We start from the raw sequence: 25,510 nt of genomic DNA, 5'->3' as shown, positions 1-25,510 counted from the left end.
GTTCTCCTTTCATCGCGTGTCACGGAACGTCTGGCTCCGCACGTATAACACGATACTGAATACTAATCCGATTATACCAAACGAGATGAGGAGCGTTTGAATCGGGACGGCCAAGGCAACCAGAATCGACAGGACAGCGAACGCGATAGGCTCTAACCCGGATGCGGCGAGCGCCATGATGCTCATGACCCGTCCGATCTTGTCATGGTCGCTATGTTCTTGCATGAGTGTGACCGTCGGCAAATAGACGAGCATCAACATAAACCCGCTCGCGGCCGCAGCCAAGGCAAGGAGCGTGATGGACTGCGCCTGCGTATAGAGGAAGAAGGCCCCAATCGTCAAAAACAGGACGCGGAAGACGAAACGTCCCCGATGGACCGAGCGGAACAACAGGACGAGAAAACTCGCGGCGAACGTCCCGACAGCAAGTCCACCTTCAATCAGACTCAAGTCAAACGCATTCCCGCCCCGTTCACCGACGAGAATCGGGATGCTCATGATGAGTGGTCCCATGACGAACAAGTTGACGATAGCAATCGATAACGTCCCGCTCCGCAAAATCGGCGTGCTCGAGACGTAACGGATGCCCTCTTTCAAATCGACGATGACATGACTGAGCGACATGGCACGGGCGAGGGGGATGGAGTCACGAATCAAGCGTGGCATGATCAAGATAGTGGCGATGAAAATCAAGACAGCTGCCGTCCCAAAGCTGAGCCCGAAGCCGCCCCATGTGAGTAACGCTCCGGCGAGGAACGGGCCGAACACGAACATGAGCTCGAGCGTCCCTTGGAAGAGCGAATTGGCACGCTGCAACTCTTCTTGTTTGACGAGCGACGGAATCAAAGAAGACAACGCCGGATAGGACATGCCGTCAAGTAGTCCGAACACGATGGAGATCATAATCAAGGCGAACACCGAATACGCGTCCGCGAGATGGAGCGCCACGACCGCGACCATGAGAAGACCTTGCCCGAGGTTCGTCAAAAACAAGAGCCGACTCTTTTGGAACCGGTCGGCGAATACGCCGCCGAATATCATCATTACGACACGAGGTAACGAGACGGCGGTCATGATAATCCCGAGGAGGGCGGGTTGCTTCAGCACATCGATCGTGAGCCACGATACGCTCAAGAAGAAAATCGAGAAGCCGAGCGTGAGCGTCATGCCGGATAACCACGTGAACACGAAGCGTGTATTTCGTAGCAAATTCATAAAGAAAACCTCAGTCTTTCTGCCTTTTAATATAGTTAAGTTAACTAAACTATAAAGCGAAGTGACTGGTTCGTCAAGCGAGTAGGCTACTACAAAACAATTGTAAAAAAACGGAACTTTTTTCGTTGAAAACCGTATAGTTAGTTAAGAGGTGAATGAGATGAGTAAACAAGAACGATTACATAGCGTGAAACGAATGAATGTACAGTGGATGTTGTTACGTTTGATGTTTGCTTTGCCTACTGGGGTTCTTATCTATTATTTTTTACAAACAGATGGTAATCCCTATTTAGCCGGTGGATCAATCTTGGCCTTCACAGGAGCTGCAGGTAGGTTATTTATAAGAGAGAGTGACTTTGTCAAAGGTCTGACAGAGTCTGAACAAGCAAAACGAATTGTCAGCATTCAATATAGGCTCGACTACTTGTTCGTCATCATGATGGCCGTGATTTTTCCACTGATGATGCGACTGAATATCCTGACCAACTTGATTCCTTTCATTCTATTCGTCAGTGGCAGCGCATTAATCTGGTTTACGCAGCATAAACTCGATCAACAGTTGAGCTGGATGGATACAGAACAACCGACTCGTCGCGAGATTCAACGCACGAGATTCACGTGGTGAGGTTGAAAAGACACGAGGTTAGCGTGTGAGTCCATCACAATTAAAGGAGTAGCTTATGAATAAACATCAGCGTTTGAAGCAAATGGTTACCGCAAACCGGAAATGGCTTCTCGTCAGGCTCGGTTTTGCGATTCCGATTGGGGTATTGCTTTTCTTCTTTCTGCAAACTGAGACACGATCGCTCATGTACGGAAGTTTGATGGTCGTGTCGCTGTTGGCGTACGGCGTGATGATTGGGCGGGAAAGTCGATTCATGAGCAGTTTCACAGACCACATTCGAGCGAAGCGGGTCATCCACATTCAATATGTGTTCGACTACATGATGGTTGTCTTCAGCTGTTTGTTTTTCCCGTTGCTCTTGAAGCTCGAAACAATCAGTTGGGTCCCATTCTTCATATTCTCCCTTGCAGCGTTGGCGCTGGTGATTGTCGAGCGGCTGCTTGATGAGAAAGTAAAGCTGATCGATCCCCAGCAACCGAGGCGTCGCGACGTCAAACGGGAAAGTTTTTAAGGAGGGATTCGATGAACAAACAACAACGCATCAATTTGATTTATAAAACCAATGTAAAGACGGCCGTATTTCAAAGTCTGCTCACGTTTCCGATGGTGTTTTGTCTCGTCGGATTGATTCAGTCGGATTCATGGAACGGTTGGTACGTGGCCGGCGTACTCGTCTGTCTGTTGCTGCTGGGAGGAATCTTCTTCAAGGCGAACCGAGTCGAGACCGAGTTGACTGAGCGAGAAGATGCCAAAATCATCATCGCCCGTCGGAACGGATTTGTCTTTGCGCTGTTCGTCGTATTCATTTTATCATTTGCGCTGACGCTTAACCTCGGTTGGATGTATTCGTGGATAGTGGTGCTGACGATCGGTGTGTTGTATGGTGGATACCGCTTGATTCGAAAACAAGACGAGCGATTGAGTGACATCGATCCGGAGCATCCGATGCTTCGTGAGATTCGACTCGACAACGTCAGAGACTGAGGAGGTACTCGATGAATAGGGAAGCCCGGACTGAAGCGTTGTTACAAATCAATACGACGTATCGGCGTTTTATGATTGGAAGCAGTGTCGTTATCTTTGTGAGTGCGCTCTATTTCATGATGCAGACGACTTATTCTGGCGTGATTGCGGTGGTCAGTCTCATCCCGACGTTGTTTTTCGAATGGAAGCAGACGACGCTCTATCTTCAGTTCAATGACGACTGGACGTATCGACGTCTCATTAAGCTACAGTTTTCCTCACTCGTTTTCACGTTCATCTTATTGTTCAGTCTGATCGCCCTGTTTTTAACGGGACAGATCCATCCGGACGTGTTGATGTGGGCGGTGGTCATCGGGGCACCACCTTCTGTCTTGTTACCGCTGTGGATCGATCGAAAACTGCTCAAACTCGACCCGGAACACGTCACGTCGAACATGCTGGCCAAAGCCAATCGCGAGCAACTGAAGCGTCGGCTTGATGGAATCAATGATTAGAAAAGGAATGGAATCGTATGACGAAACAACAACGGATTGACGAAATGAATCGATACCGTGAGCAAAGGAAGCGGCGACGAGACGTGATGTTCGCTCCTGTCCCTGGACTATTGTTTGTCACGTTGCTCGCGGATCATATTTGGTGGGTTGGCTTAGGGTTGATGGGGTTGTTCGCCAGCGGTTCAATCGTGTATTTGCTGAAAGAAGGGGAGGCGTTTGCTCGTCTATCCGATCAAAGCGGAGCACGAATGGCGACGCGGAACGTCTACCGGATTTTAAGCGGATGGTACGTCTTCATCGTCGGTAGCGTGGCGAGTTATAAACTGGTGGCCCCTTGGTGGACGTGGGTTCTCGTCATTGGGATTGCCTTCCTGTTGCCGCTTCTGTATAAACGCTTCAATGAAACTGTTCAAAGCGCAGATGCAGCTCAACCGGTCCGCTCTGAATTGGCAACGGCGAGTGGATTGCTATGAAGATGTTGACGAAACAGGAACGAATCGAGCGTTTGCTCGCACATGAGGATGCGACGTGGCACTGGCGCTACTGGGGCCTCTTCTTTAACCTCATCGTCGTCGCGTTCATCTCTTATCAGACATCGATTTACTTACCGTTGATCGTGTTCGCGCTGTACTTGCCGCAACTATGCGTCGAATGGAGGAAGACAAAACTATTGCTGACATTTAATCCAGATCCTCGCTATCGGCGCTGGATTTATAGTGATTTCATCGTCGAATGGTTCATCTTTTTGCTTTTCCTGTGTCTGTTCGCTTGCTATCACACCGGTTTCATCACGATTTGGACACTTGGACCCACCTTGGTGATTGGTGTGATTGGTGGGGTGCTGTTCTCGCATATAATCAATCGAGCTATTCTTGATTTTGACATAGAGCATGTAACCTCTAAATCATTCAATAAAGCCAAGGTGCGACGAAATAAAGGCGGGAAAATGAGTCATTGACATAAGTCAGGGCTCATTTTTTTATGGAACGATTCGGGGCAACGGGAATCTAAAGTATATTCAGTTCGAAATGGTTGAGTGAGGTGTATTTCAATCTGAAGATGATCATTTGCAGTAAATTAATACTTTTTATAGAAACGTTTCGATTAACCATTGCATCTCTTTTTGTAAGCGCTTATACTTTTGGTATACACAGGTGAAACGTTTCGATTTACAAATCATAGATAAAGGCGGGATGGAATGAGAGCGACACAATTAGTGCAGGAGATGACAGTGGCTGAAAAGGTGGGACAGCTTGTTCAGACACTGCCATCCATTTTTTCGGATGATCAGCAAGATGTGATCACCGGACCGATTGCGGAGTTGTTGAAAGAAGACGGCATCACCGATGAGAATCGGTGGAACATCGGATCGGTCATCGGGATCAGCAACGCGAAACAAGCGCAAAAGTTGCAGGAAAGTTACTTGCGACATAATCGACTCGGCATCCCGCTCTTGTTCATGGCGGACATCATCCACGGTCACCGGACGATTTTTCCGGTCCCGCTCGCGATGGCCTGTTCTTGGGATCTTGCTGAGGTCGAACGAATGGCACGCACTTCGTCGATCGAAGCGACGGCATCCGGTCTACACGTCACGTTCTCTCCGATGGCTGACTTGTCACGAGACCCGCGTTGGGGACGTGTCATGGAATCGACCGGAGAAGACGTGTGGTTGAACGGCGAGATGGCGGCGGCGTTCGTCCGTGGTTACCAGTCGGACGATTTGACGAGAGACGATACGTTGGCTGCCTGCGTCAAGCACTTCGCGGCGTATGGCGCGCCGGAAGGAGGACGCGACTACAATACGGTCGATGTATCTGACCGCGAGCTGCGTGAGTTCCATTTGCCAGCCTATAAACGAGCCCTTGAAGAGGGGGCGAAGATGGTAATGACGAGTTTCAATGTCGTCCATGGTGTTCCGGCCACGGCTAGTGAATATCTCATGCGGGATATCCTCCGCAGTGACTGGGGCTTCGAAGGTGTATTGATCTCGGACTGGACGGCAATCAAAGAACTCATCCATCATGGCGTCGCCGAGACGCTGAAGGATGCGGGCGAACTCGCACTCCGAGCTGGCGTTGATATCGATATGATGTCGGGCGCATACACGAATTATCTGGAAGCGATGCTTGCAGATGGGGTAGATGAGGCTTTACTGGATGAGGCGGTCTTGCGGATCTTGACGCTAAAAGAAGAGTTGGGTTTATTCGACAATCCTTACCGAGGGATTGATCAAGCGAAAGAGACAACGCTCCACCTTTCAGATGGGCATCGAGATCAGGCGCGTCGTCTGGCAGAAAAGAGTGCGGTCCTTTTGAAAAATGATGGTGTCCTTCCGTTACAAAAGCAACGTGTCGCGCTCATCGGACCGTTCGTCGACTCGAACGACGTGCTTGGCCCGTGGGCCGGATATGGGAAAAGAGAAGAGGCCGTGACGTTGCGGCAAGCATTTGACCGGGCTGAAATTCCTTATGTGTTTGCGGAAGGATCGACCGTCGAAAAAGAAATTGATTGGACGGAGGCTTGCCGCATCGCAGAACAGTCGGATGTCGTCATCCTGGCGCTTGGCGAAGCCTCGTGGATGAGCGGTGAAGCCGGCAGCCGTACGGACATTCGTCTTCCGAAGACACAGCGCGAAGGGCTTAAGCGTCTAAAGGCACTCGGGAAACCAGTCGTGACGATTTTATTCAATGGCCGTCCGCTCGATCTTCGCGACGTCGTCGAACATTCGGATGCGGTGCTCGAGGCTTGGTATCCAGGAACTGAAGCCGGTTCGGCGCTTGTGAACTTATTATACGGGCAAGTCAGTCCGTCGGGGAAACTGACGATGTCGTTTCCTTATAACGTCGGCCAAGTACCGATCCGCTACGACGCGTTGCGGACAGGGCGTCCGTCAGACATCGAACACGCTGATCCACGCTACACGAGCAAATATCTCGACGCACCGAATGAGCCACTCTTCCCGTTCGGATATGGCATGACATACACAACGTTTAGCTACAACGATTTCATCGTCAAAGACATGACAGGCGGCATCGTCGAGGCGACTGTCGTCATTCGAAATGATGGGGCGACGACGGCAGATGAAATTGTCCAATGGTATATCCAAGACAACATAGCCAAGGTCTCACGGCCGGTCAAACAATTGAAAGGGTACGAGAAAGTGACCCTCAAAGCCGGCGAATCCGTGACGGTGACGTTCGCCGTTGAAGGAGATATGCTCCACTATCTTCAGCCGAACGGTTCGTTTGACGCCGATCCGGGAACGTTTACGCTCTTTGTGGGCCCGAACAGCCGTGACGTATTGGCAAAATCTTTTGAACTAAAAACAAAAACGAGGTGTACGACGTGAATGTATTAACCGAACAGACAACACTAACATGCGGAGACGTGAGCCTTTCGCTCACTCCGATGGGAGACATCCGCCAATTGAAAACCGGACCGATCATGGTCAATCAGTTAATCCATCATCCATTCGATGGCTCGATGGCAAACCTTTATGTCCGACATGAGGGCGGAGTTGCCCGGCCGTTGCTGGGACTGCATTCACCTAGTGATTTCGCGGCCTCTGGTCAGGAAATCGTTTGGTCAGGACACTATCCGGAGTTTGCTTATAAAGTACGAGGGACGATCAGCGACCACGGCGTTCGCTTTGACGCTACATTCGAAGGGACAGGTCAATTCGACGTCACGTACGTCCAAGATCTCGGACTCGCTGATGAAGGCGGTGTTCGCACGAACGAAGCTTACATGGCCCAGTATATCGACTATATGAAGACGGATACGGCGCTGATGGCGCGCCAAAATCAAAAGCAGTCGACCGGGTTCCCAGCGATTCGAATGACGTCGTCCCGAGCTATCGCAGAATATGCGACGGATGGTTTTGACGTGTATGGCACATCCTATAAATTGACCGGGCGAGCCGCAGGACTAGACGGTGCACTGCCTTCCCGTGTCTATCAATATGAGTTCGCCTTGCCGACACTTCGTACTGAACCGTTAGACATGGGGACGGACCGAGAAATCGCATTCGAATTGTCATTGGTTCAAAATCATCCGGAAGCGCTGACAGAGCACTCGATCCAGCATTTCGCAACGATTGAAGCGGGAGCACCTGTCGAACAAACAGTACGTCCTCGTCCGTATCTTCGTCAATCGTTCCAATCAATCAGCGGCGGTGGGCTCGCGATGAGCGAAATCGAGCGCCTCTATCCGGTGCGACGACTCGAAGAGACAGCGGGTGGACAGCTCTTGTCCTTCTTCACAGAAGAGGGTTCGCACGTCGTCTTAGCGGCGAAAGAGCACCTCGTTGAGCGGAGTCACGGCAACATCTTATTGAACGCCGGGAGTCTGATGCCGGACGAGTCGAAGCTCGCCACGACCGTATTCATGAACGGTGTCTTCAACTCACATATTGTTTATGGCAATACAAACTTCAACAAATGGACGACTAACGTCCGAAATCCACTCAATGTCCCGAAAACATCGGGGCAACGCATCTATGTCGAGATGGATGGGGCATACCATTTGCTGACGATGCCGAGCCTGTTCGAGATGCGTCTGAACGAGGCCGTATGGCGCTACGATTTGGACGGGGAGACGATTATCGTCCGTACGTCCATCGCCTCAGGTGCTCCTGTCATCAAGACGACCGTCGAATCGTCGCAACCGCGACGGTTCGTCATGAGTCACCAGGTCGCGATGAACACGCAAGAGTACGTCGTTCCGTTCCGTATGGAGCAGACGGACAACCGGCTCCTATTCAAGGCGGACGAAACGGCAGACAGCGCCGGTATACGACCTGATTTGACATATGCAATCGAGAGCAATCAGCCGTTTGAGCTCCTCAAAACGTCGGATTGGTTCGACCAACCGTTCGAGGACGATCTTGTTTGGATGTCATACGAACCAAGCGAGCGCGTGACGGTGCATCTTGGTTTGGCGAATCACAGTCCGTTTGAGCTAGACGAAAAGCAGGAGCGGAACGCTTACCGAATGTGGATGGATAGTTATATGAACGGTCTCACGCTTAAAGGCGAGGCATCTGACATCGAGGCGTTGAATATTCAAGCGCTATGGTACGTCCAAAACATGCGGGTGCACTATCAGTCACCGCACGGCCTTGAGCAATACGGTGGAGCAGCCTGGGGTACACGGGACGTTTCACAAGGGCCGATGGAGTTCTTGCTTGCGACCGGTCATTTTGAAGAGGCGCGAAAACTCTTGCTTGTGATTTTCAGCCATCAATTTAAAGACGGAGATTGGCCGCAATGGTTCATGTTCGATGAATATGCGGGTATCCAACAAGAGGATAGCCATGGTGATGTCATCGTTTGGCCGCTCAAGGCATTGTCGGATTACTTGGCCCGAACCGAGGACGTGACATGTCTAGACGAAATAATTCCGTTCCGCGACCGTGACGGAAAGACAGAAGCGGACGCTTCACTGTATTCGCACGTGGAACGAGCACTTGGATTCATTGAAGATCACTTTGTCGAAGGTTCTGTCTTCTCAGCCTACGGTGGAGGAGACTGGGACGACACGCTCCAACCAGCCGATGAAGAGTTGAAACGTCACCTCATCAGTTCATGGACGGTCACATTGACGTACCAAGCGTTCCGTCAGTTGCACGAACAGTTGCCGGCGTCACATTTGGCAGATCGCTTAGGTGAGTTGAGCCAAGCAATTCGGAAGCAGTTCACAGACGAGATGATTCGGGACGGGGTTATCGCAGGATTCTTAAAAGAAGTTGATGGACGCTTCGAGACGATGCTTCATCCGTCCGACAAGACGCTGCCAATGCGCTACCGCTTGTTGCCAATGACGCGCAGTGTCATCGCTGAACTTGTCGATCAAGACCAGATGACACGCAACTTTGATTTGATCGCCACACATTTGACGTTCCCGGACGGAGTCCGTCTCATGAACCGACCTGCCGAGTACCGGGGCGGAGTCAGCCGTCACTTTATGCGGGCCGAACAGGCAGCGAACTTTGGTCGTGAAATCGGGCTGCAGTACGTGCATGCTCACATCCGCTACATCGAGGCGCTGGCGAAGGCGGGGCTACGCGAGAAGATTCGTCCGGCTTTCAATATGATCAACCCGGTCCGGATGGACGAAGTGAAGAATGCCGCACCGAGACAACGAAACGTCTACTTCAGTAGTTCGGACGGAGATTTCGCTGACCGCTATGCGGCGGAGTCACAGTTCGGCCGCTTGAAAGATGGAACGGTACCCGTGAAAGCGGGATGGCGCATTTATTCGAGTGGACCGGGAATCTGGTTCAACCAACTCGTCTCGAACTACCTGGGGATTCGTCTCGGGACAACCCATGTCGAGTTCGATCCGATCGTGGATGCGGACACATATGTGCAGATCCGCTTGTTCGGTACGGAGACGATGGTCCAGTTCCGTATGGGTGAGCCGAGTATTACGCTGAATGGTCAGAGGTTGAACGGTCACACCCTAACGAATCCATATCGCGAAGCAGGACAGCGTGTCGAAAAAGATGAATTTTTGCGCTACGCCAAGGAAAAGAATGAGTTAGTGATTACGGTGAAGGGGTGACGAATTCGTCACCCTTTTCTTAATAGGAGGACTATATGGACGCAAAAAAAGTGAGCACGGTCTATCAAGTATATCCAAAAAGTTTTCAAGACAGCGACGGCGATGGGGTCGGTGATTTACAAGGAGTGATCAGTCGCCTCGACTATTTAAGCTGGCTCGGGGTAGAGATGCTTTGGTTGAATCCGGTTTACGTCTCGCCCGGTTACGATAATGGCTATGACGTCGCAGACTATACACGAATCGATCCTCTGTTCGGGTCGATGGATGATATGGACGAGTTGATTCGTGAAGCACGTGACAGAGGAATCGGCATCATGATGGACATCGTCGCCAACCACACGTCGCATCAGCATGAGTGGTTCCTTCAATCCGAACGTGATCCGGAAGGAGCGTACGGTAATTTCTACATTTGGTGTGATACGCCGAATGAATGGAGCTCGTTCTTCGGGGGCGGGACGTGGACGTACTCACCGATCCGGGGCCAGTACTACTTCCATGCATTCGCTCCGGAACAACCAGATTTGAATTGGGGGAACGAGCAAGTACGTAAGGAAATGGCGGCAGTCTTAGCGTTTTGGGTCGAGCGCGGGGTGACTGGTTTTCGGTTTGATGTCATTGATTTGATTGGCAAAGACGTCCATCGAAAGCAATGGCTCGACTTTCCGTTGATGCGTCGTTACTTGAAAGATTTAGTGGCGCAAGTTGACACCTCTTCCTTGTTGCTTGTCGGGGAAGCTGGAGGATTGACTCCGAACGAAATTCTAACTTTGCAACGGGACGGTTCGCTCGACGTCGTCTTCAATTTTGAAGTATGTGCTCTCGATGAGCAGGCAGGACAAGGCAAATGGAAGCTCGCTCCGTTCGAACCGTCGAGGCTAAAAACCACGCTCGATACGTGGCAACGAGCGTTTGCGGTGGAAGGACGCAATAGCCTGTTTTGGAATAACCATGACCAGCCGCGTGTCATTTCACGATGGTATGACGATGACGAGCGGGCTGCGAAGATGCTCGCGGTCCTCCTATACGGATTGAAAGGAATCCCGTTTCTGTATCAAGGAGAAGAGGTCGGGATGACGAACGGTATGATTGCGACAGAGGAGTATCAAGACATCGAGACGCTAAATTATTTGCGGGCGGGTGGAACGCTTGATGCCGTTCGCATGAAAGGACGTGACCATGCCCGGATTCCGATGGCATGGGGCGAAGGGACGGACTCGTTCAGCACGGGAACACCGTGGCTTCGATCAGCTCACGACGAAGCAGGCAGGGACGTCGCGACGATGCGTTCAGATAAAACGAGTCTGCTTCATCTGTACCGAGAATTGATTGCGCTACGCCGGACAAATCGACTGCTTCGAGACGGAGCTTATGAACTCGTACCGACCGAGGAGCGGCTATATGTGTACCGCCGCATCATCGATGGGGAGCCTCCACTTCTTGTCGTCGCAAATTTGTCTCAAGATACGCTGCCGATGCCCAGTGGTTGCGGGGAACGTTTGGTTTCGACAGAGCAGGTTGAGGCGCCAATGCTACGGCCGTATGAAGCGTTCATATGTTATAATTTTTGACAGAAGGAAGTGAGGAAATGGCAGGAATTAAAGACATCGCAAAAGAGGCTGGCGTTTCGATATCGACCGTCTCATATGCGCTAAACGGCAGTCCGAAAGTGACAGAAAAGACGAGGCAACGCATCATTAAAATCGCCGAAGAGTTGAACTACGTGCCGAACGCCGCGGCGAGGACGCTAAAAACGAGAAAGACACATATTATCGGAGCGTTTTTAGGCGATTATTCCGGGTCGTTCTATGGAGAGTTATTAAAAGGCATCAACCAAGAGCTGTCTGATACTGGCTATGAGTTAATTGTTTGTAACGGTCCCGAATCACATCGTCTGATGACCGAACGCATGGTGGATGGGGCGCTCATCTTAGGGCATCGCTTCACCCAAGAACAGATTTTAGAGTTCGCGGACCGAGGGCACCCGCTGACGATGCTCGACCGTGAGATTGAGCATCCGAACATCAGTTGTGTGCTGCTCGATAATCAGATTGGGATGAATCAAGAGATGGACGCCATCTTAGAGACCAACCCTGGACAAATCCATCTTGTGAACGGACCGGTCGGCAATCATGATGCTGTCGAACGACGGAAAGTTGTCGTTGATCGCGCGAACGCGGCTGGGGTAACCGTCCGGGAATGGACCGGTGAATTCACGAAACGGTCAGGCATTCGGGCAGCGAGTGACTTACTTGAAGTGCTCGAAGAAGGGGATGCCATCATGTGTTTAAATGATGACATGGCGCTCGGGGTTTATGACGTCTTGCAAAACTCTTCTTTCAGAATCGGGGAAGACATTTCGCTCGTTGGCTTTGATAAACTCGAGATTACAAACTATACACAGCCTCGGATCGCAAGCGTCAGCTATTCGAAGCCTGACTGGGGCAAGAAGGCGGCTCGCGCGTTACTCCAACTGATTGAAGAGAAAGAAAATTCAAAAGAGACGATTCCTTCAAAGTTCATGAAAGACGCCTCGATTCGAAAAAAAAGTAATAAAAGATAAAATACGTATTGTAAGCGGATACATTGTGAACTATAATGTTTATAGAAACGTTTAACCTGTTGATTTGCAGTAAAACCTTTGTATAAACATTATTTTTTTACACGATAATCGAAACGTTTCGATTATCGAGAAACGGAGGAATTCAGATGAAGAAATTAGGGTTAGCAGCGGTAGCGGGCACGGTAATCATTTCAGGTCTATTGGCGGGATGTTCTTCTGGATCGAGCGGCGATGACGCAAATACCATCACAGTTTGGGCGATGGGTGAGGAAGGAAAAGCTTTGCCGAAACTAGCAGAACAATATGAAAAAGAAAACGAAGGCGTTAACGTCAAAGTACAAGCAATCCCTTGGGATACAGCGCATGATAAACTGTTGACTGCGGTCGCTTCGAAAAATGGTCCAGATGTCGTTCAAATGGGAACGTCTTGGATGCCTGAATTCGTAGAGGCGGGAGCACTCGCGAATATGAAAGATTTCGTAAAAGATTACCCGGAACTTGATCCATCAAACTTTTATGAAGGATCGGTTGAAACGGTTCAATTCGAGGACGGTCTTTACGGGGCACCTTGGTATGTCGACACACGTGTTCTTTATTATCGGAAAGACGCACTTGAAAAAGTAGGTTACCCAGAAGCGCCAAAAACGTGGGATGAATTAGAAGACGCTTCGAAAAAACTTGCGGCTCGTGACGGGGAAGACATGTACGGGATTACGTTGGACACGAACGACCAAATGCTATCGTTCATGTTCGCTCGTCAAAACGGTTCAGAGCTGTTAACAGAAAATCAAGAGCCGCTCTTTGATCAACCAGAATTCATCGAAAGCGCAGAATATTTAACAAACTACTTCACAGAAGGATATGCACCAGTCGATTTAGGGCTTGATGTTGTGCAGGCGTTCGGGGCAGAAGAACCGAACGTGCCGATGTTCATCAGTGGACCATGGATGATTAACATTATCAATGATCAAATGCCTGACATTGAAGAGAAGTGGGGTACAGCCGTTCTTCCAGCGAAAGAAAATAATATCTCGTTCCTTGGAGGATCGAACTTAAGTATTTTTGAAAGCAGTGAGAAGAAAGACGAAGCCGCGAAGTTTATCGCATATATGAGTAAACCAGAAACACAGACAGAGTGGATGGAGATGACGAAGTCACTTCCATCGACAAAAGCGACATGGGCAGAGAACGAAACGCTCAAAAACGATGAGAAACTCAAAACATTCGGTGAGCAGATGGAAGCGGCAGAGCCGATGCCGATGATGACAACGTGGGAAAAAGTAGCGCAAACATATTTGCAGAGCTTTGAGAAAATGTATCGCGGTGCGGCTACTGTAGAAGATGAAGTTAAGGTGTTCCAAGAAAAAGCGAAGTCGATTTTAAAATAAACGGAGGGGTACACCCCCTCTCGTTTAATTAAAGGAGAACCTTATGAAACAATTTCTTAATGATCGAGCGCCATACTTGCTCGTCGCGCCGACCGTTCTCTTGTTACTCATGTTCTCGATCATGCCGTTATTCATCGCTTTTTTCATGAGTTTTACAGACATGGATTTGGCGGGAATTGCGAACTGGGCAAACATTGAATGGATCGGACTCACCAACTACATTGAAATCTTCAAAGATGAAGTGTTCATCCAAGCGTTATTGAACACGATCGTTTATGTCGTTATTGGGGTACCGATTGTGATCGGTCTTTCGCTCGCGATTGCGATGGCAATCAATTTCGGGACTGGCAAAGTCTTCGAATGGTTCCGTGTCGTCTTTTATATGCCGTCGATCACGAACGTTGTAGCGGTCGCGGTCGTTTGGGGATTCTTGTTTAATCCGCAGTATGGTCTCTTCAATTTCCTGTTAAATACAATCGGCCTTCCAGATGTCCCGTGGCTACAAGATCCGTTTATCGCTAAATTATCGTTGATCATGCTTGCCGTATGGCGTGCGGTCGGAATCAATATGATTATTTTCTTGGCAGCTCTTCAAGGGATTCCACGCACGTACTATGAAGCGGCAGCGTTAGATGGGGCAAGTACGTTCCAGCAAATGTTCAAGATTACAATTCCGTTGCTCCGATATGCGATTTTCTTCGTAACGGTGACAACTTTGATTGGATGGATTCAGTTCTTCGAAGAACCGCTCATCATGACCGAGGGGGGACCACTCAATTCGACGACGTCACTCGCGTTGTTTATATACAACAACGGTTTCCAGCTCAGTAACTTCGGTTATGCGGCTGCCGGATCGGTCGTGTTGTTCATTCTGATTATTACGGTGACACTCATTCAGTTCCGTCTTCAAAAGAACGAAAACAACTATTAAGGAGGGGCATTCATGATTCCAAATGAAAAACCGGTAGCCGTGAATGTGAAGCGGGAGAAATTCTCGCCACTTCCCGACTTAAACCATAAACGAAAAGCCAAACTCTCGCAGTTGCTCGTCGCGCTTGTTTTGACCGTCCTCGGTATCGCTTTTATGTTGCCGTTCTTCTGGATGGTGATCTCGTCCTTTAAGACGGATGCGGAAATCTTGGCGCTACCGCTGACGATCCTACCGGAAAATGTGACGTTCGAACATTACATCGATTTATTCGTGAATTTAAACTTTTTAACGTATTTGAAGAACACGTTGTTGATTGTACTCGCATCATTTTTCGGTTTATTGCTCACAGCAATGGCCGGTTATGCGTTTGCGAAGCATAAGTTTAAGGGGAGTAACATCTTGTTCGTCGGTGTCTTGGCGACAATGATGATTCCAGGACAGGTTACGATGATTCCCGTTTATTTGATGCTCAATCAAATGGGTCTGACGAACACCATGATGGGGATTGTCCTCCCCGGTCTCGTTGGTGCGTTCGGGGTATTCTTGTTCCGACAGTTCATGACGACGATTCCAGAGGAAATGCTGGAAGCGGCTCGCTTGGATGGAGCGAGTGAGTTTCGAATTTTCTTCTCAATCGTCTTGCCGATGTCAAAACCGATTTTGGCGGTACAAGGAATTTTGACTTTCATCGGTGCTTGGAACAGCTTCTTGTGGCCGCTTATTATCGCCAATGATGAAGCTCTTTACACACTGTCAGTTGGATTAGCGCTTCTACAGGGGCAACATGGTGGAAACTACGCCTTACAGATGGCTGGGGCCACATTCATGGTTGTGCCGATTATCATTATCTTTATGATTTTCCAAAAGCATATCATCGAAGGATACAATATATCTGGAATGAAGTGAACCTTACGCCATGTAAGGTTCTTTTTTTATACTCAGGACATCGGTCCTTTATGCTAAAGTGTGTGGGGAGTAAGCTTAACACGTACAACAGTATATAGAGAGAATCGAGGAAGAGAAAATGTTAGCCATTGTTATTGGACTCGTCATCGGGATTTTGTTGCCGATGCAGACGAGCGTGAACTCGCGTCTGCGCACCATCGTCGGGTCACCATTTGTTGCGTCGTTCCTGTCATTCGCGATTGGGACGACCTTTTTAACACTCACGTTACTGCTCACCGGGCAGTCGTTCGGGATTGAATCATCCATTTTCCAAGGAGAACCGCTTTGGATGTGGTCGGGTGGTTTGTTGGGGGTCATCTTTTTAACGGGGAACATCCTCTTGTTCCCGAGACTCGGCAGCGTTCAGACCGTCATCATGCCAATCTTTGGACAGATATTGATGGGGCTGTTGATTGACCACTTCGGCTGGTTCCATTCAGCCGTCAACGTCCTCACGCCGTGGCGCGTGTTCGGCGCCTTGCTCGTCTTGCTCGGTGTCGTTGGCACGGTCGCGCTAACGGACTGGATCAATCGTCGCCGCGGCAAACTCGTCGCCTCGTCGCAGACGGGAACCGGCAATTTGAACGTCTGGCGCCTCGTCGGAATCGGGACCGGGATGATGAGCGCGACACAGACGGCCATCAACGGTTATTTGGGAACGGTGCTCGAATCAGCTTTGAAAGGGGCGCTCGTCTCGTTCGTCGTCGGGACGGTCACGTTACTGCTCATCTTACTCGTCTTGCGGCCGAGCGTCGAATGGCGCGGGCTACGCGGTCAACCGTGGTGGATTTGGCTCGGCGGGATCATCGGGGCACTGTTCATCGGTGGTAACGTCTTAATCGTACCGATGGTCGGGACCGGCATCGCCGTCGTCATCGTCATTGTCGGCTTGCTGTGTGGGAGTTTACTCATCGACCGCTTCGGTTGGTTTGGTGCTGCGAAGAACCCGGTCACTGGGATACAACTCGTTAGTTTACTCGTCATGGTCATCGGGATCATGCTGATTCGTTTATCGTAAGGGAGGAGAGACATCATGCGCGGAGTACTGTTCGCCATCAGTGGCGGCTTCTTTTTGACGCTACAGAGCGTCGCCAACGCTCGCATCAGTTCGAGTATCGGGACGTGGCAAGCTGCGACGTTGACGCAATTGACAGGTTTCCTTGTCGCGCTCGTCATCATGCTTCTCGTCCGCGACCGGACGTACATCCACATGCGCCGCGTCGAGCCGCTTTATTTGTCAGGGGGCGCGTTCGCTGCGTTCATCTTGTTCAGCAATATGACGGCCGTGCATGAGCTCGGTGTCACACTGACCATCTCGTTATTTTTAATCGCCCAACTTGCCCTGGCACTCGTGATCGACTGGCGCGGCTGGTTCGGGATGTTGCGCCGTGACTTGAACCGGACGCAACTGCTCGGGGTCGTCATGATGATCGTCGGGATTCTCGTATTGAAAGGATGACGTGCGATGAAACAGATTGACCGTTACATGAAGCAATATGGACTAAATGAGGTACTCCCTTCATCCGTCCGTCCTCATCTCATGCTCGTCCGTTACGCACCGGGGGAGGCGATTTGCATCCAAGGCGCTGAGGCCGAGCAGCTCCACTTTCTCGTCAGTGGAAAGATTCGGGTGGCCCACACGTCAGCGGCCGGGAAGCGGCTCGTCTTGTCGTTCAAATATCCGCTCGATTTGATTGGCGACATCGAGTACGTCCGACGTACACCGTTCTTGAACACGGTCGAGGCGGTCACGCCGGTCGAGATGATCGTCGTCCGCTTCGACGACCTCGCGCGTCATGCCAAGGAGGACGTCACGTGGCTGCATTATTTGCTCGAAGGGATCACGAAGAAGTTTGAGATGAAGTCGCAGTCGATGAGTTTCAACTTGTTCTATCCGGTCGATGTGCGGCTCGCGAGCTATCTGTTGTCGATGACACCGGAAGAGACGAGACTCGGGTCGACCGTAGATGAGTTGACCGACATCGCCGACTTGATTGGGACGAGCTATCGCCACGTTAACCGGACACTTAAGCGGTTCGTCGAACAGGGATTGATTGAACGGGATCGTCGGTCGATTGCCATCGTTGATCGCGCCGGATTGATTGCCGTCACCGGGGAGAGTATTTATGAATGAGGAGGACACGTCATGGCACTTGGAATGATGCTCGCGGTTATGGGCGGCATGCTCGTCTGTGTGCAGAATACGTTTAACGCCAAAGTGAAAGAACGGGTCGGGGCGTGGGCGACGACGACGCTCGTGCTCGCCCTTGGCTTCCTGGCGTCACTGCTCGTCGGATTGATCAGTGAAGGAGCGGGTCTGTTCGCCGTCACGGGTATGGAGACGTGGTATTGGTTCAGCGGCATCATCGGGGTCGGTGTCGTCATGAGTGTGACGCAAGGCGTCCAACAGCTCGGGCCGAGTCATGCCATCTCGATTGTCATGGTGTCACAAATTCTATTCGCACTCCTCTGGGACACGCTCGGCTGGTTCGGGCTAGAAGCCATCCCGTTCACATGGAAGACGTTTGTCGGCATCGTGTTGATTGTCGGCGGGGTGCTGTTGTTCCAGTTGAGTGGGAAAAAAGAGATGGTTCACCAAAAAGCAAAGCAAGTCGTCTAAAACGATTTCCGACAAGTTGAACAAGTCTGCCCGTGTTCCTGCCGTTTGACGACGGTTTGGCAATGCGGGCATTTTGTCGTGATCGAGGCGCGTGGTTGGACGGGTGAACGGTCTCCGAACGATGACGGATAGATGGTATAGGAACGAGTCACAATGAAGCCGACGATGCCGAGTAGGATGGCTAAAATAAGAATATCCATCGAAATACCTCCTAATTATTGGTATGCTATTCGTATATACGGTGAACGGTCCGAATTGGTTTCAAGGAGGAACAGATTATGGTGACACGAGAAGAACGAATCGAGCAGTTATATATGCTTCCCAAAAAAGGTGCATTTAAATTGTTGTGGGCCGCCGCGGCAGGGTTAGGACTGGGGTGGTGGATCTATACCAATGCATCATTGCCAATGCTTGCGATGCTCGTCTTTTTGATGATGACGGCTGTCCCGCTCAGTCACGTAGCGTGGCAGAAGACGCGCGTATCCGTGACGTTTAATGAAAATCGCTCCTACCAACGATTGATCCGGGCGAAAGGCGTCATCGCGATTGCGATGTTATGGGTCATGCTCGGTTTGATGGGCGGGTATGTATCCGGATTCTTCGTATTGTCTGTGTTCAGCGGACTGTCGGCGATGTTGATTGCAGGCATGTTGGTGGTTGAGACATGGCTCGATACCCGCTTGCTTCGGATCGATCACGAGCATGTCACGGATAGCTTGATTGGCTTTACGAAACGGGAACGGATGAAACGGAAATGGGAGAAGGAATGATGGTCGAGCATAAAGATCGCTTGCTTCAATTGATGCGGTTTGAACAAGTCTCGATTCGTTTATTTGGTCTACTGGTCGCCATCATCATCTTGACCTCGTTTTATCTCCATAGTCGTTACACCTTAACGAACATGCAGGTGTTCGCAGCCTTTTTAGTCATTTACGCATCACTGATTTTATGGGGCTGGTTACGGATGAAGCTATTGCTCCGTTTTAGTTCGGATGAGCTGTATCGCCGATATGTTCGACTCAACTTTTTATTCATCTTCATGACGGTCATCGGGCTCGCGGTATTTATTTGGGGTACAATCATTCAAAATTTTCAACACGTCACGTATTCATTGCTTGGTACGCTCATCGTTGTACCTTTCCTATATTTCGAATGGTGGGTGAATGAGCGACTCAAAAAGATTGACCCAGAGCATGTGACGAATCAAGACATTCGCCAATACAGACGATTGAAGAAAGCAGGGGAACAGTGATCATTTGGAATGACATACCGGACATCCGAATCGGTTGACCGCATTAACGGACGACGTATTAACTGAAGTGGAAGGGCGCCTCGGCGTGAAACTGCCGGACGATTATCTCGAGGCACTTCGTATCCAAAACGGGGGATATGTCGAACAGCGCGACTTACCGATTACATGGAATGGGCAAGATGACATCGCCCTCGTCGATTCGATTGCTGGAGTTGGTTTAAATAAAGGGTTGATTGAATCCAAGGCGTTATTAAAAGAGTGGGGTGTCGAGGATGAACAATTGATTGCGTTCGCCGGTGACGGGCACTTTTTCCTCGCATTCGACTACCGTGAAGGCGCGACGCCGAAGATTGCCTATATCGATACGGATACGGAAGAGATTGATGTCTTGTTCGACTCATTCCGTCAATTCACGGAAGCGCTCACGACGGTGGATATGGGAGTATATGAAGAAATGACTCCAGAATCAGGTACTGAAATGAAACAAGGGGAGACGCTCCTGAAAGATGCGCGACGCCTACTCTATAGCGATCATCTAGAAGACAAAAGGATTGGTGCGGTTATTTGGTTCAATAGCTTGGATTTACTTGAAGCGGACGAACTCGTTCGTGAGCTGTTGACCTGGATGGATGACAAGACGTTGCGAGAGACGGCGACAAGCGTCATTCAAGAAGTCATTATTCGACGGAAGCCTTTAGATCAACAACTGTTCGAAGCATTTTTTGAGACGCTCCACAGGCAAGACGACGCCTATAGTAAACAACGCTACGAAGAGACGATGTACATTCTCGATAACGATATTCGAGTCGAGTGAAACGATTTGCCGTTTCCTCTCGTAAAAGAAGGTAACGAGATTTGATTAGGGGGATTGGATGGTTGACCATAACATAAGACTTGAACGCATGATGGAGAACGATCGAAAGCGACAAAAACAAATGCTGTACCCGACGATAGGAATCATCGCACTGTTCATCATCTATTTTTGGGCGACGGACGTCCTCTTACTGTTGCCGATCATCTTGGTCGGACAGCTGCCCGTGCTGTATAAAGGGTGGCATCGGATGAAGTTGCTGCTCACCTTCAACGACGATGCTCGCTACCAACAGAAAGTACGGTCCGAGTTCGGCTTGGCCGTCGGGAACATCGTGTTTCTTTTATTGTTGATCGTGAGCTCGATGCTCGGATGGATCACGCTACTCACGCTCGTCATCGTCGTTATCGTCGGTCTGATCACGTTCCTAGCGCTTGGGATTCGCATCGACCGTGAGTTGAAAACGATTGACCCGGAGCACGTGACCGCGACGGAACTCGGCAAGGCGCAACTCGAGCGCGAAAAACGAAAGTCATCATGATGGGAGTACCTAACTATGGTTAATAAAAATGAACGGCTGAAACAAATGGTCGAGAACGACCGGAAAGTGAACCGGACGGCACTCCTGCTCACGTTCGCGATTTTAGGGATCGCCTTTTACTTCATCTTCACCCAAGACATCACCCTCGCGACATTCGCCATCATCATCATGGCGACGCAATTGCCGAGCCTCTATCGGGCGTGGCACCGCATGAAGTTGCTGCTCACATTCAATGACGACGCGCGCTATCAAAAGTTCGTGCGACTCGAGTTCGGCATCGTGCTCGCGAACGTCATCTTGCTTGGGGTCTTCATCGCCATCGCTTGGGCGATTGAAGGGTCACTCGTCATCTTCGCCATTATGCTGCTCGCCTTGTTTATCCCATTCATCTTCTTATCGGTATGGGTGAACCGGAAAATCGAGTTGATTGACCCGGAGCACGTGACGAATCATGAGCTGCGGACGGCGCATCGCGATGAAGCGAAACGTCAGCTCAAATAAGGAGGAAGACGATGGATTTACGAGTGTTTGACATGCTCTGGTCGCTTGGTACCTTTGCTGTCATGTTAGGCGGAGTCATTCTTGTATTGAAGCTGATTATCGGAAAATCGAGTTCAGGCAACTAAAAGAAGCATCTGACGTCGTGTCAGATGCTTTTTCTTATGAAAACATGCCCACCAATATTCCGCAGATGACCATGCCAATCGTATAGAACTTGAAGCGGTGTCGTTCCCAAAATGAATCGGTCATCGAGTCACCACCACATCATTCATCGTTCCTTCGACCATCGCGACGAACGCCTCGTCCGGGTCGGTCGTCCCGGAGGCGCGCAGCCAGTCTTGGAAGTCGCCTTCGTATAACACACGTCCCGCGTGGAGGAAGATGACATGTGCGTCAAATTGCGAGAGGTCGTGTAGTTGATGCGTCGAGATGAGGCACGTCCGTCCGTCTTGGACGAGACGGTGCAACCGCCGCATGATGTGGATCCGCGATGCCGGGTCGACCCCGCTCGTCGGTTCGTCGAACAGATAAAGGGAGCGCTTGACCGAGGCGAGTAACGTCACGAACAGCCACTTTCGCTCCCCGACAGACATTTTCCCGAGTTTCATCTTCCATAAGTGTTCGAACAGCTCTTGCTCTCGAGCGGTCGAGAGTCCGTTCACATACGACTCGAGTTTTTTGAAATCGGGACGTTTGGATAACCGTCCGATAAAGTAGGCGAGGTCTTTTCCGGTCAACTCATGATGGTTATACATGAGTTGTGTCAAATACAACATGTCCGCCGTCGGGACGAGTTCGAGTGATTCTTTGTCGACTGAAAGTGTCCCGGTCATACAATCAAAGAGTGTCGTCTTCCCGGCACCGTTTTGTCCGATCAAGACATTCAGCTTATTCGGTTGCAGTGTGAACGAGACACCGTCGAGCACAGGACGCGTCGCTTTCGGATAGTGATAAGTAAGTTGGTGTACGTGCATAAGAACCTCCTAGCGTGTGATGAGTGAGACGAGACTGAAGCGTTTCAACGCAATCGCACCGATGATGAAGTAACCGAGTACGGAAAGGAATGTCGCCCATACTCCAAACGAGAGTTCGACTTGAGTAGTCAGATGCAGCAATCCGAGCGCGAATTCATGGAGCGCGTAGAACGGGTTGAGGAAGCTGAACCATTGATCAGGTGAGTTGATTGCCAATAAAAAGAGCGGAAACATCAGAATGTTCGCGAACGTCCCGAGACTCGATACTTTCACTGGAAGTGCCGTGATGGCGACACTAGCAACCGCGAACGGGATACTCCCGATCAATACGAGTAGAGACGTTGCAATCAACTTGAACGAGAAGAACCCATGTACGAGTGTGACGACCGTTGTGAATAAAAGCAGGCTGATGGAGGCGAATAATAGCTGTGCTAAGATGACGGCGATGACATATGTCAGTTTGTTCCCGGAAATCATCACGTACGTTTTCATCAGTCCATATTCGCGCATGCGAGCGAGTTCTATGCCGACACCGTTCACATATGTAGCAAGAATAATATACACCCAGAAATAAGAGAGCCCTGGGTAGTATTCCGCTGTCGTCGCTTGGCGGATATCTGAAAACGACTGCGTCAAGGCGATAATGAGTGGGATTCCGAGCGTCCAGATGAATGGAATCTTATCGGTGACGACAACTTTGGCATACATAAAGAAATAACTTGTGATTTGATGCATCCTGTTCCTCCGCTTGGTTTGATTGTTGTATCGTAGTACAATATACGGAAGATGATTGGAAAAAGTTTCAAAAAAATAATCCCTCACATCGAATGAGGGATTGAAGAAAATCATTTCACTTTGTCACGTTTCGCAATCTTATCACTCACTTGCTGGCCACTCAGTGTCACCATCGGCATGCCGCCGCCGGGATTGACCGTGCCGCCGACGAAGTAGAGGTTGTCGTACAGCTCGCTCTGCTTCTTATGCTTGAAGCCGCCGTTCTGCTTCTTATCGGCGACGGTCCCATAAATCGCGCCCCGATCCGAGCTGTACGTCCGCTCGATATCATGCGGCGTCCAGACGTCGCGCGTCACTGTGTGTTCGCGCAACCCGTCCAAGCCCATCCGCTCGAGCTTATCGAGGACACGCTCTTCAAAGGCGGCGTACTGTTCAGGAGTGAACGGGTTGTCTTGGATGTACGGGATGTGCGGCAAAATTTTGATGTTCTCGTGCCCGGCCGGTGCCTGGGTCGGATCGGTCTTATTGACGTTCACCAAGTAAATCGTCGGGTCGTCCGGCAACTCGTGCTGCTCGAAAATCTTGTCCATCTGTTCATGCAAGTTCTCCGAGAAGAAGAAGTTGTGGTGGCCGAGGGCCGGGTACTCTTTGTTCACCCCGAGGTGGAGCACGAAGCCGGAGCTGGCCGGTTCATACTTTTCGACGAGCTTGTCGACGAATTGTTCATCCGCCTCGACCATCTTTTGATAGAACGGGATGACTTCCATGTTGGAGACGAAATAGTCAGCTGAACGAAGCCGTCCATCCTCGAGCTCGATGGCCGTCAGTTGACCGTTCAACGTATGGGCCCGGACGACGCCCTGCCCGGTATGGAGCTTCACACCAATCTCTTCAGCGAGTTTCGTCAATCCTTCCGCTAGTTTATGCGTCCCGCCTTCGACGTACCAGCAGCCTTGCGCGTGTTGCATGTAAATCATCATGTTGAGGACGGCCGGTGCGCTGTACGGGGATGAGCCGACATATTTCACATAATACGACAGCATCGTCCGCAAATGCGGGTTGCTGATTCGTTTGGCAATCCCATCGTACATCGTCGACGTCAAATCGAAGCCGAACAACGTCGAGAAAAGTCCGGTCTGTGCCACCGCTTCGCGCGGCGACTCGAACCCTTCCTTCAAATAACTCTTCTCCGTCGTCTTATAGATGCGCTCGGCATATTTCAACAGTTCGCGATACTCACGCATGTCTTTCCGCGACAGCGTCGGGTTGGCGCGCTTCATCACGTCCAAGTCGTGATACAAGTCGAGCACCGTTCCGTCCGGGAAGAACGAGCGCCACTCGAGGTCGAGCCGCTTGGTTGGCACATAGTCTTCCATCCGCTTACCGCTGCCTGCGAACAGTTTCTCGAAAATCTGCGGCATCGTTAAAATTGAGGGGCCGAGATCGAAGCCGAACCCGTCCTGTTCAAGCCGATTCACTTTCCCGCCGATGTGGTCGTTCTTTTCGTACAAGGAGACGTCATACCCTTTTTGAGCGAGCGAGATGGCCGCTGATATCCCTCCGAGACCTCCACCGATCACAATCACAGACTTGTTCACGTTTTGCATAGACGAGCCGCCCTTCTTTCGCCAGTTAATTTTTATGAACCAAAGACATTCTTCTCCGTATACATACCCATTTGAGAAGTATTTTATCCAAATATTAACGTACAGGAGGGAACGGTAAAAGTTTCAATGTGCACGGAGACCACCCGCGACGAGCGGCCCTTCGAATGTGATCGTATAGATGATGCGGGCAATGTCCTCGGCCGTGTCGGGACGGTCGCTATAGAGCCATTCGTAAATGACACCCATATGGGCCGACGAGATGTAAGACACTAAATAATCGGCCGGCACGAGCGCCTTCGTCTCGTCGAACAAGACCGTCGGGGAACGATGGAACAGCGCCGCATGCATGTACGACCGGAGCCGGGCCTGGAACTGCGGGTCCCCGTTCGGTCTGAGGAGCGGTTTCATCAAGATTTTATTGTCTTCGATGAAACGGATGAACGGAACGAGCAGTTGATAGGATGATTCGCCGCGTTCTTCACCGAAGACGTGAGGGAGGTTTTTGACGAGTTTAAGTTCGGCCTCATGGAAAATCGCTTCAATCGACTTCTCCATCAAGTCGAACTTATCCACATAGTGACTGTAGAACGTCCCTCGGTTGATACCGGCCCGTTCGGTGATCGCTTTCACGGTGACCGCCTCGAATCCATGCTCGTCAATCAGCTCGAGGAAGGCGCTTTTAATCAATTGTTTCGTTCGTGTGATGCGTACATCTTCATGTCCCATCTGAATATTCTCCTTTATCCAACACTTGAGTGAA

28 protein-coding genes are annotated in these 25,510 nt (G+C 50.4%); 22 read left to right on the top strand and 6 right to left on the bottom strand.

Annotated elements, in window-relative coordinates:
- Positions 1-9: 9 nt before the first annotated feature.
- Entirely contained in the window at positions 10-1,215 is a 1,206-nt protein-coding gene (locus tag KNP79_RS12155; RefSeq protein WP_215192544.1) for an MFS transporter, read from the bottom strand.
- A 160-nt stretch (positions 1,216-1,375) separates the two neighbouring features.
- Here KNP79_RS12155 and KNP79_RS12150 point away from each other — a divergent pair, with 160 nt between their 5' ends.
- The 17 genes from KNP79_RS12150 (at position 1,376) to KNP79_RS12070 (ending at position 18,329) form a co-directional block, all read left to right on the top strand.
- A complete protein-coding gene (locus KNP79_RS12150) occupies positions 1,376-1,840 on the top strand; it encodes a hypothetical protein (RefSeq protein ID WP_215192543.1) in 465 nt (154 codons plus the stop codon).
- Positions 1,841-1,895: 55 nt separating this feature from the next.
- Positions 1,896-2,351: a hypothetical protein gene (locus KNP79_RS12145; RefSeq protein WP_215192542.1), complete on the top strand. Its 456-nt coding sequence runs from the start codon at positions 1,896-1,898 to the stop codon at positions 2,349-2,351.
- An 11-nt stretch (positions 2,352-2,362) separates the two neighbouring features.
- Positions 2,363-2,824, top strand: coding sequence for a hypothetical protein (locus KNP79_RS12140; RefSeq protein WP_215192541.1), 462 nt, complete (start codon positions 2,363-2,365; stop codon positions 2,822-2,824).
- 11 nt (positions 2,825-2,835) lie between these two features.
- A complete protein-coding gene (locus tag KNP79_RS12135) occupies positions 2,836-3,318 on the top strand; it encodes a hypothetical protein (protein WP_215192540.1) in 483 nt (160 codons plus the stop codon).
- 17 nt (positions 3,319-3,335) lie between these two features.
- Positions 3,336-3,791, top strand: coding sequence for a hypothetical protein (locus KNP79_RS12130; RefSeq protein WP_215192538.1), 456 nt, complete (start codon positions 3,336-3,338; stop codon positions 3,789-3,791).
- A gap of 2 nt (positions 3,792-3,793) precedes the next feature.
- Complete coding sequence (locus KNP79_RS12125; protein ID WP_215192536.1) at positions 3,794-4,276, top strand: hypothetical protein; 483 nt, start codon at positions 3,794-3,796, stop codon at positions 4,274-4,276.
- 267 nt (positions 4,277-4,543) lie between these two features.
- Positions 4,544-6,670 carry a glycoside hydrolase family 3 N-terminal domain-containing protein gene (locus tag KNP79_RS12120; protein WP_215192534.1) on the top strand — a complete coding sequence of 709 codons (2,127 nt, stop codon included), beginning with the start codon at positions 4,544-4,546 and terminating at the stop codon, positions 6,668-6,670.
- Positions 6,667-9,885, top strand: coding sequence for a GH36-type glycosyl hydrolase domain-containing protein (locus KNP79_RS15880; protein ID WP_215192533.1), 3,219 nt, complete (start codon positions 6,667-6,669; stop codon positions 9,883-9,885). The genes KNP79_RS12120 and KNP79_RS15880 overlap by 4 nt, the downstream gene beginning before the upstream one ends.
- A gap of 35 nt (positions 9,886-9,920) precedes the next feature.
- Positions 9,921-11,453 carry an alpha-glucosidase gene (locus tag KNP79_RS12110; RefSeq protein WP_215192531.1) on the top strand — a complete coding sequence of 511 codons (1,533 nt, stop codon included), beginning with the start codon at positions 9,921-9,923 and terminating at the stop codon, positions 11,451-11,453.
- A gap of 17 nt (positions 11,454-11,470) precedes the next feature.
- Positions 11,471-12,445, top strand: coding sequence for a LacI family DNA-binding transcriptional regulator (locus tag KNP79_RS12105; protein ID WP_215192529.1), 975 nt, complete (start codon positions 11,471-11,473; stop codon positions 12,443-12,445).
- Positions 12,446-12,591: 146 nt separating this feature from the next.
- The gene (locus KNP79_RS12100; RefSeq protein ID WP_215192527.1) at positions 12,592-13,833 is read left to right on the top strand and encodes a sugar ABC transporter substrate-binding protein; all 1,242 of its coding nucleotides are present in this window, start codon (positions 12,592-12,594) and stop codon (positions 13,831-13,833) included.
- 43 nt (positions 13,834-13,876) lie between these two features.
- Entirely contained in the window at positions 13,877-14,764 is an 888-nt protein-coding gene (locus tag KNP79_RS12095; RefSeq protein ID WP_034781489.1) for a carbohydrate ABC transporter permease, read from the top strand.
- Positions 14,765-14,776: 12 nt separating this feature from the next.
- Positions 14,777-15,670 carry a carbohydrate ABC transporter permease gene (locus KNP79_RS12090; RefSeq protein ID WP_152567792.1) on the top strand — a complete coding sequence of 298 codons (894 nt, stop codon included), beginning with the start codon at positions 14,777-14,779 and terminating at the stop codon, positions 15,668-15,670.
- A gap of 118 nt (positions 15,671-15,788) precedes the next feature.
- Complete coding sequence (locus tag KNP79_RS12085; protein ID WP_215192525.1) at positions 15,789-16,727, top strand: DMT family transporter; 939 nt, start codon at positions 15,789-15,791, stop codon at positions 16,725-16,727.
- 15 nt (positions 16,728-16,742) lie between these two features.
- A complete protein-coding gene (locus KNP79_RS12080) occupies positions 16,743-17,168 on the top strand; it encodes a DMT family transporter (protein ID WP_131436846.1) in 426 nt (141 codons plus the stop codon).
- Positions 17,169-17,174: 6 nt separating this feature from the next.
- Entirely contained in the window at positions 17,175-17,843 is a 669-nt protein-coding gene (locus tag KNP79_RS12075; protein ID WP_215192523.1) for a Crp/Fnr family transcriptional regulator, read from the top strand.
- Positions 17,844-17,855: 12 nt separating this feature from the next.
- Positions 17,856-18,329, top strand: a complete 474-nt coding sequence (locus KNP79_RS12070) for a DMT family transporter (protein ID WP_034781495.1) — start codon at positions 17,856-17,858, stop codon at positions 18,327-18,329.
- Here KNP79_RS12070 and KNP79_RS12065 read toward each other — a convergent pair.
- A complete protein-coding gene (locus KNP79_RS12065) occupies positions 18,326-18,529 on the bottom strand; it encodes a hypothetical protein (protein ID WP_034781499.1) in 204 nt (67 codons plus the stop codon). The genes KNP79_RS12070 and KNP79_RS12065 overlap by 4 nt on opposite strands.
- Positions 18,530-18,607: 78 nt before the next feature.
- On the opposite strand from KNP79_RS12065, the gene KNP79_RS12060 reads away from it, so the two are divergent.
- Genes KNP79_RS12060 through KNP79_RS12040 form a run of 5 tightly spaced genes read left to right on the top strand, consistent with a single transcriptional unit; the run spans position 18,608 to position 21,434 of the window.
- On the top strand, positions 18,608-19,099 hold the full coding sequence (locus KNP79_RS12060) for a hypothetical protein (protein ID WP_215192521.1): 492 nt from the start codon (positions 18,608-18,610) through the stop codon (positions 19,097-19,099).
- Positions 19,099-19,581, top strand: coding sequence for a hypothetical protein (locus KNP79_RS12055; RefSeq protein ID WP_215192519.1), 483 nt, complete (start codon positions 19,099-19,101; stop codon positions 19,579-19,581). The genes KNP79_RS12060 and KNP79_RS12055 overlap by 1 nt, the downstream gene beginning before the upstream one ends.
- A 34-nt stretch (positions 19,582-19,615) precedes the next feature.
- Positions 19,616-20,395 carry an SMI1/KNR4 family protein gene (locus KNP79_RS12050; protein WP_215192517.1) on the top strand — a complete coding sequence of 260 codons (780 nt, stop codon included), beginning with the start codon at positions 19,616-19,618 and terminating at the stop codon, positions 20,393-20,395.
- 58 nt (positions 20,396-20,453) lie between these two features.
- Positions 20,454-20,933, top strand: a complete 480-nt coding sequence (locus tag KNP79_RS12045) for a hypothetical protein (protein WP_215192515.1) — start codon at positions 20,454-20,456, stop codon at positions 20,931-20,933.
- A 15-nt stretch (positions 20,934-20,948) separates the two neighbouring features.
- Positions 20,949-21,434, top strand: a complete 486-nt coding sequence (locus KNP79_RS12040) for a hypothetical protein (RefSeq protein WP_034781514.1) — start codon at positions 20,949-20,951, stop codon at positions 21,432-21,434.
- A 245-nt stretch (positions 21,435-21,679) separates the two neighbouring features.
- Here KNP79_RS12040 and KNP79_RS12035 read toward each other — a convergent pair whose 3' ends face one another.
- The 4 genes from KNP79_RS12035 to KNP79_RS12020 all read right to left on the bottom strand — a co-directional run bounded on the left by KNP79_RS12035 (position 21,680) and on the right by KNP79_RS12020 (position 25,476).
- Complete coding sequence (locus KNP79_RS12035) at positions 21,680-22,408, bottom strand: ATP-binding cassette domain-containing protein (protein WP_215192513.1); 729 nt, start codon at positions 22,406-22,408, stop codon at positions 21,680-21,682.
- 9 nt (positions 22,409-22,417) lie between these two features.
- Entirely contained in the window at positions 22,418-23,143 is a 726-nt protein-coding gene (locus KNP79_RS12030; RefSeq protein ID WP_034781519.1) for a hypothetical protein, read from the bottom strand.
- A 110-nt stretch (positions 23,144-23,253) separates the two neighbouring features.
- Positions 23,254-24,750, bottom strand: a complete 1,497-nt coding sequence (locus KNP79_RS12025) for a phytoene desaturase family protein (RefSeq protein ID WP_215192511.1) — start codon at positions 24,748-24,750, stop codon at positions 23,254-23,256.
- Between the two features lie 123 nt (positions 24,751-24,873).
- Complete coding sequence (locus KNP79_RS12020) at positions 24,874-25,476, bottom strand: TetR/AcrR family transcriptional regulator (protein ID WP_215192509.1); 603 nt, start codon at positions 25,474-25,476, stop codon at positions 24,874-24,876.
- Between the last annotated feature and the right edge of the window lie 34 nt (positions 25,477-25,510).

The organism is Exiguobacterium sp. s7 (assembly GCF_018618195.1).
In the GTDB taxonomy this organism is placed as follows: Bacteria; Bacillota; Bacilli; order Exiguobacteriales; family Exiguobacteriaceae; genus Exiguobacterium; species Exiguobacterium mexicanum_A.
This window is presented reverse-complemented; position numbering and strand designations above follow the sequence as displayed.

Coding starts and splice junctions, on each gene's coding strand:
- KNP79_RS12155 (WP_215192544.1), bottom strand. CDS start 1,215: ATGAATTTGCTACGAAATACACGCTTCGTGTTCACGTGGTTATCCGGC.
- KNP79_RS12150 (WP_215192543.1), top strand. CDS start 1,376: ATGAGTAAACAAGAACGATTACATAGCGTGAAACGAATGAATGTACAG.
- KNP79_RS12145 (WP_215192542.1), top strand. CDS start 1,896: ATGAATAAACATCAGCGTTTGAAGCAAATGGTTACCGCAAACCGGAAA.
- KNP79_RS12140 (WP_215192541.1), top strand. CDS start 2,363: ATGAACAAACAACAACGCATCAATTTGATTTATAAAACCAATGTAAAG.
- KNP79_RS12135 (WP_215192540.1), top strand. CDS start 2,836: ATGAATAGGGAAGCCCGGACTGAAGCGTTGTTACAAATCAATACGACG.
- KNP79_RS12130 (WP_215192538.1), top strand. CDS start 3,336: ATGACGAAACAACAACGGATTGACGAAATGAATCGATACCGTGAGCAA.
- KNP79_RS12125 (WP_215192536.1), top strand. CDS start 3,794: ATGTTGACGAAACAGGAACGAATCGAGCGTTTGCTCGCACATGAGGAT.
- KNP79_RS12120 (WP_215192534.1), top strand. CDS start 4,544: ATGACAGTGGCTGAAAAGGTGGGACAGCTTGTTCAGACACTGCCATCC.
- KNP79_RS12110 (WP_215192531.1), top strand. CDS start 9,921: ATGGACGCAAAAAAAGTGAGCACGGTCTATCAAGTATATCCAAAAAGT.
- KNP79_RS12105 (WP_215192529.1), top strand. CDS start 11,471: ATGGCAGGAATTAAAGACATCGCAAAAGAGGCTGGCGTTTCGATATCG.
- KNP79_RS12100 (WP_215192527.1), top strand. CDS start 12,592: ATGAAGAAATTAGGGTTAGCAGCGGTAGCGGGCACGGTAATCATTTCA.
- KNP79_RS12095 (WP_034781489.1), top strand. CDS start 13,877: ATGAAACAATTTCTTAATGATCGAGCGCCATACTTGCTCGTCGCGCCG.
- KNP79_RS12090 (WP_152567792.1), top strand. CDS start 14,777: ATGATTCCAAATGAAAAACCGGTAGCCGTGAATGTGAAGCGGGAGAAA.
- KNP79_RS12085 (WP_215192525.1), top strand. CDS start 15,789: ATGTTAGCCATTGTTATTGGACTCGTCATCGGGATTTTGTTGCCGATG.
- KNP79_RS12080 (WP_131436846.1), top strand. CDS start 16,743: ATGCGCGGAGTACTGTTCGCCATCAGTGGCGGCTTCTTTTTGACGCTA.
- KNP79_RS12075 (WP_215192523.1), top strand. CDS start 17,175: ATGAAACAGATTGACCGTTACATGAAGCAATATGGACTAAATGAGGTA.
- KNP79_RS12070 (WP_034781495.1), top strand. CDS start 17,856: ATGGCACTTGGAATGATGCTCGCGGTTATGGGCGGCATGCTCGTCTGT.
- KNP79_RS12065 (WP_034781499.1), bottom strand. CDS start 18,529: ATGGATATTCTTATTTTAGCCATCCTACTCGGCATCGTCGGCTTCATT.
- KNP79_RS12060 (WP_215192521.1), top strand. CDS start 18,608: ATGGTGACACGAGAAGAACGAATCGAGCAGTTATATATGCTTCCCAAA.
- KNP79_RS12055 (WP_215192519.1), top strand. CDS start 19,099: ATGGTCGAGCATAAAGATCGCTTGCTTCAATTGATGCGGTTTGAACAA.
- KNP79_RS12045 (WP_215192515.1), top strand. CDS start 20,454: ATGGTTGACCATAACATAAGACTTGAACGCATGATGGAGAACGATCGA.
- KNP79_RS12040 (WP_034781514.1), top strand. CDS start 20,949: ATGGTTAATAAAAATGAACGGCTGAAACAAATGGTCGAGAACGACCGG.
- KNP79_RS12035 (WP_215192513.1), bottom strand. CDS start 22,408: ATGCACGTACACCAACTTACTTATCACTATCCGAAAGCGACGCGTCCT.
- KNP79_RS12030 (WP_034781519.1), bottom strand. CDS start 23,143: ATGCATCAAATCACAAGTTATTTCTTTATGTATGCCAAAGTTGTCGTC.
- KNP79_RS12025 (WP_215192511.1), bottom strand. CDS start 24,750: ATGCAAAACGTGAACAAGTCTGTGATTGTGATCGGTGGAGGTCTCGGA.
- KNP79_RS12020 (WP_215192509.1), bottom strand. CDS start 25,476: ATGGGACATGAAGATGTACGCATCACACGAACGAAACAATTGATTAAA.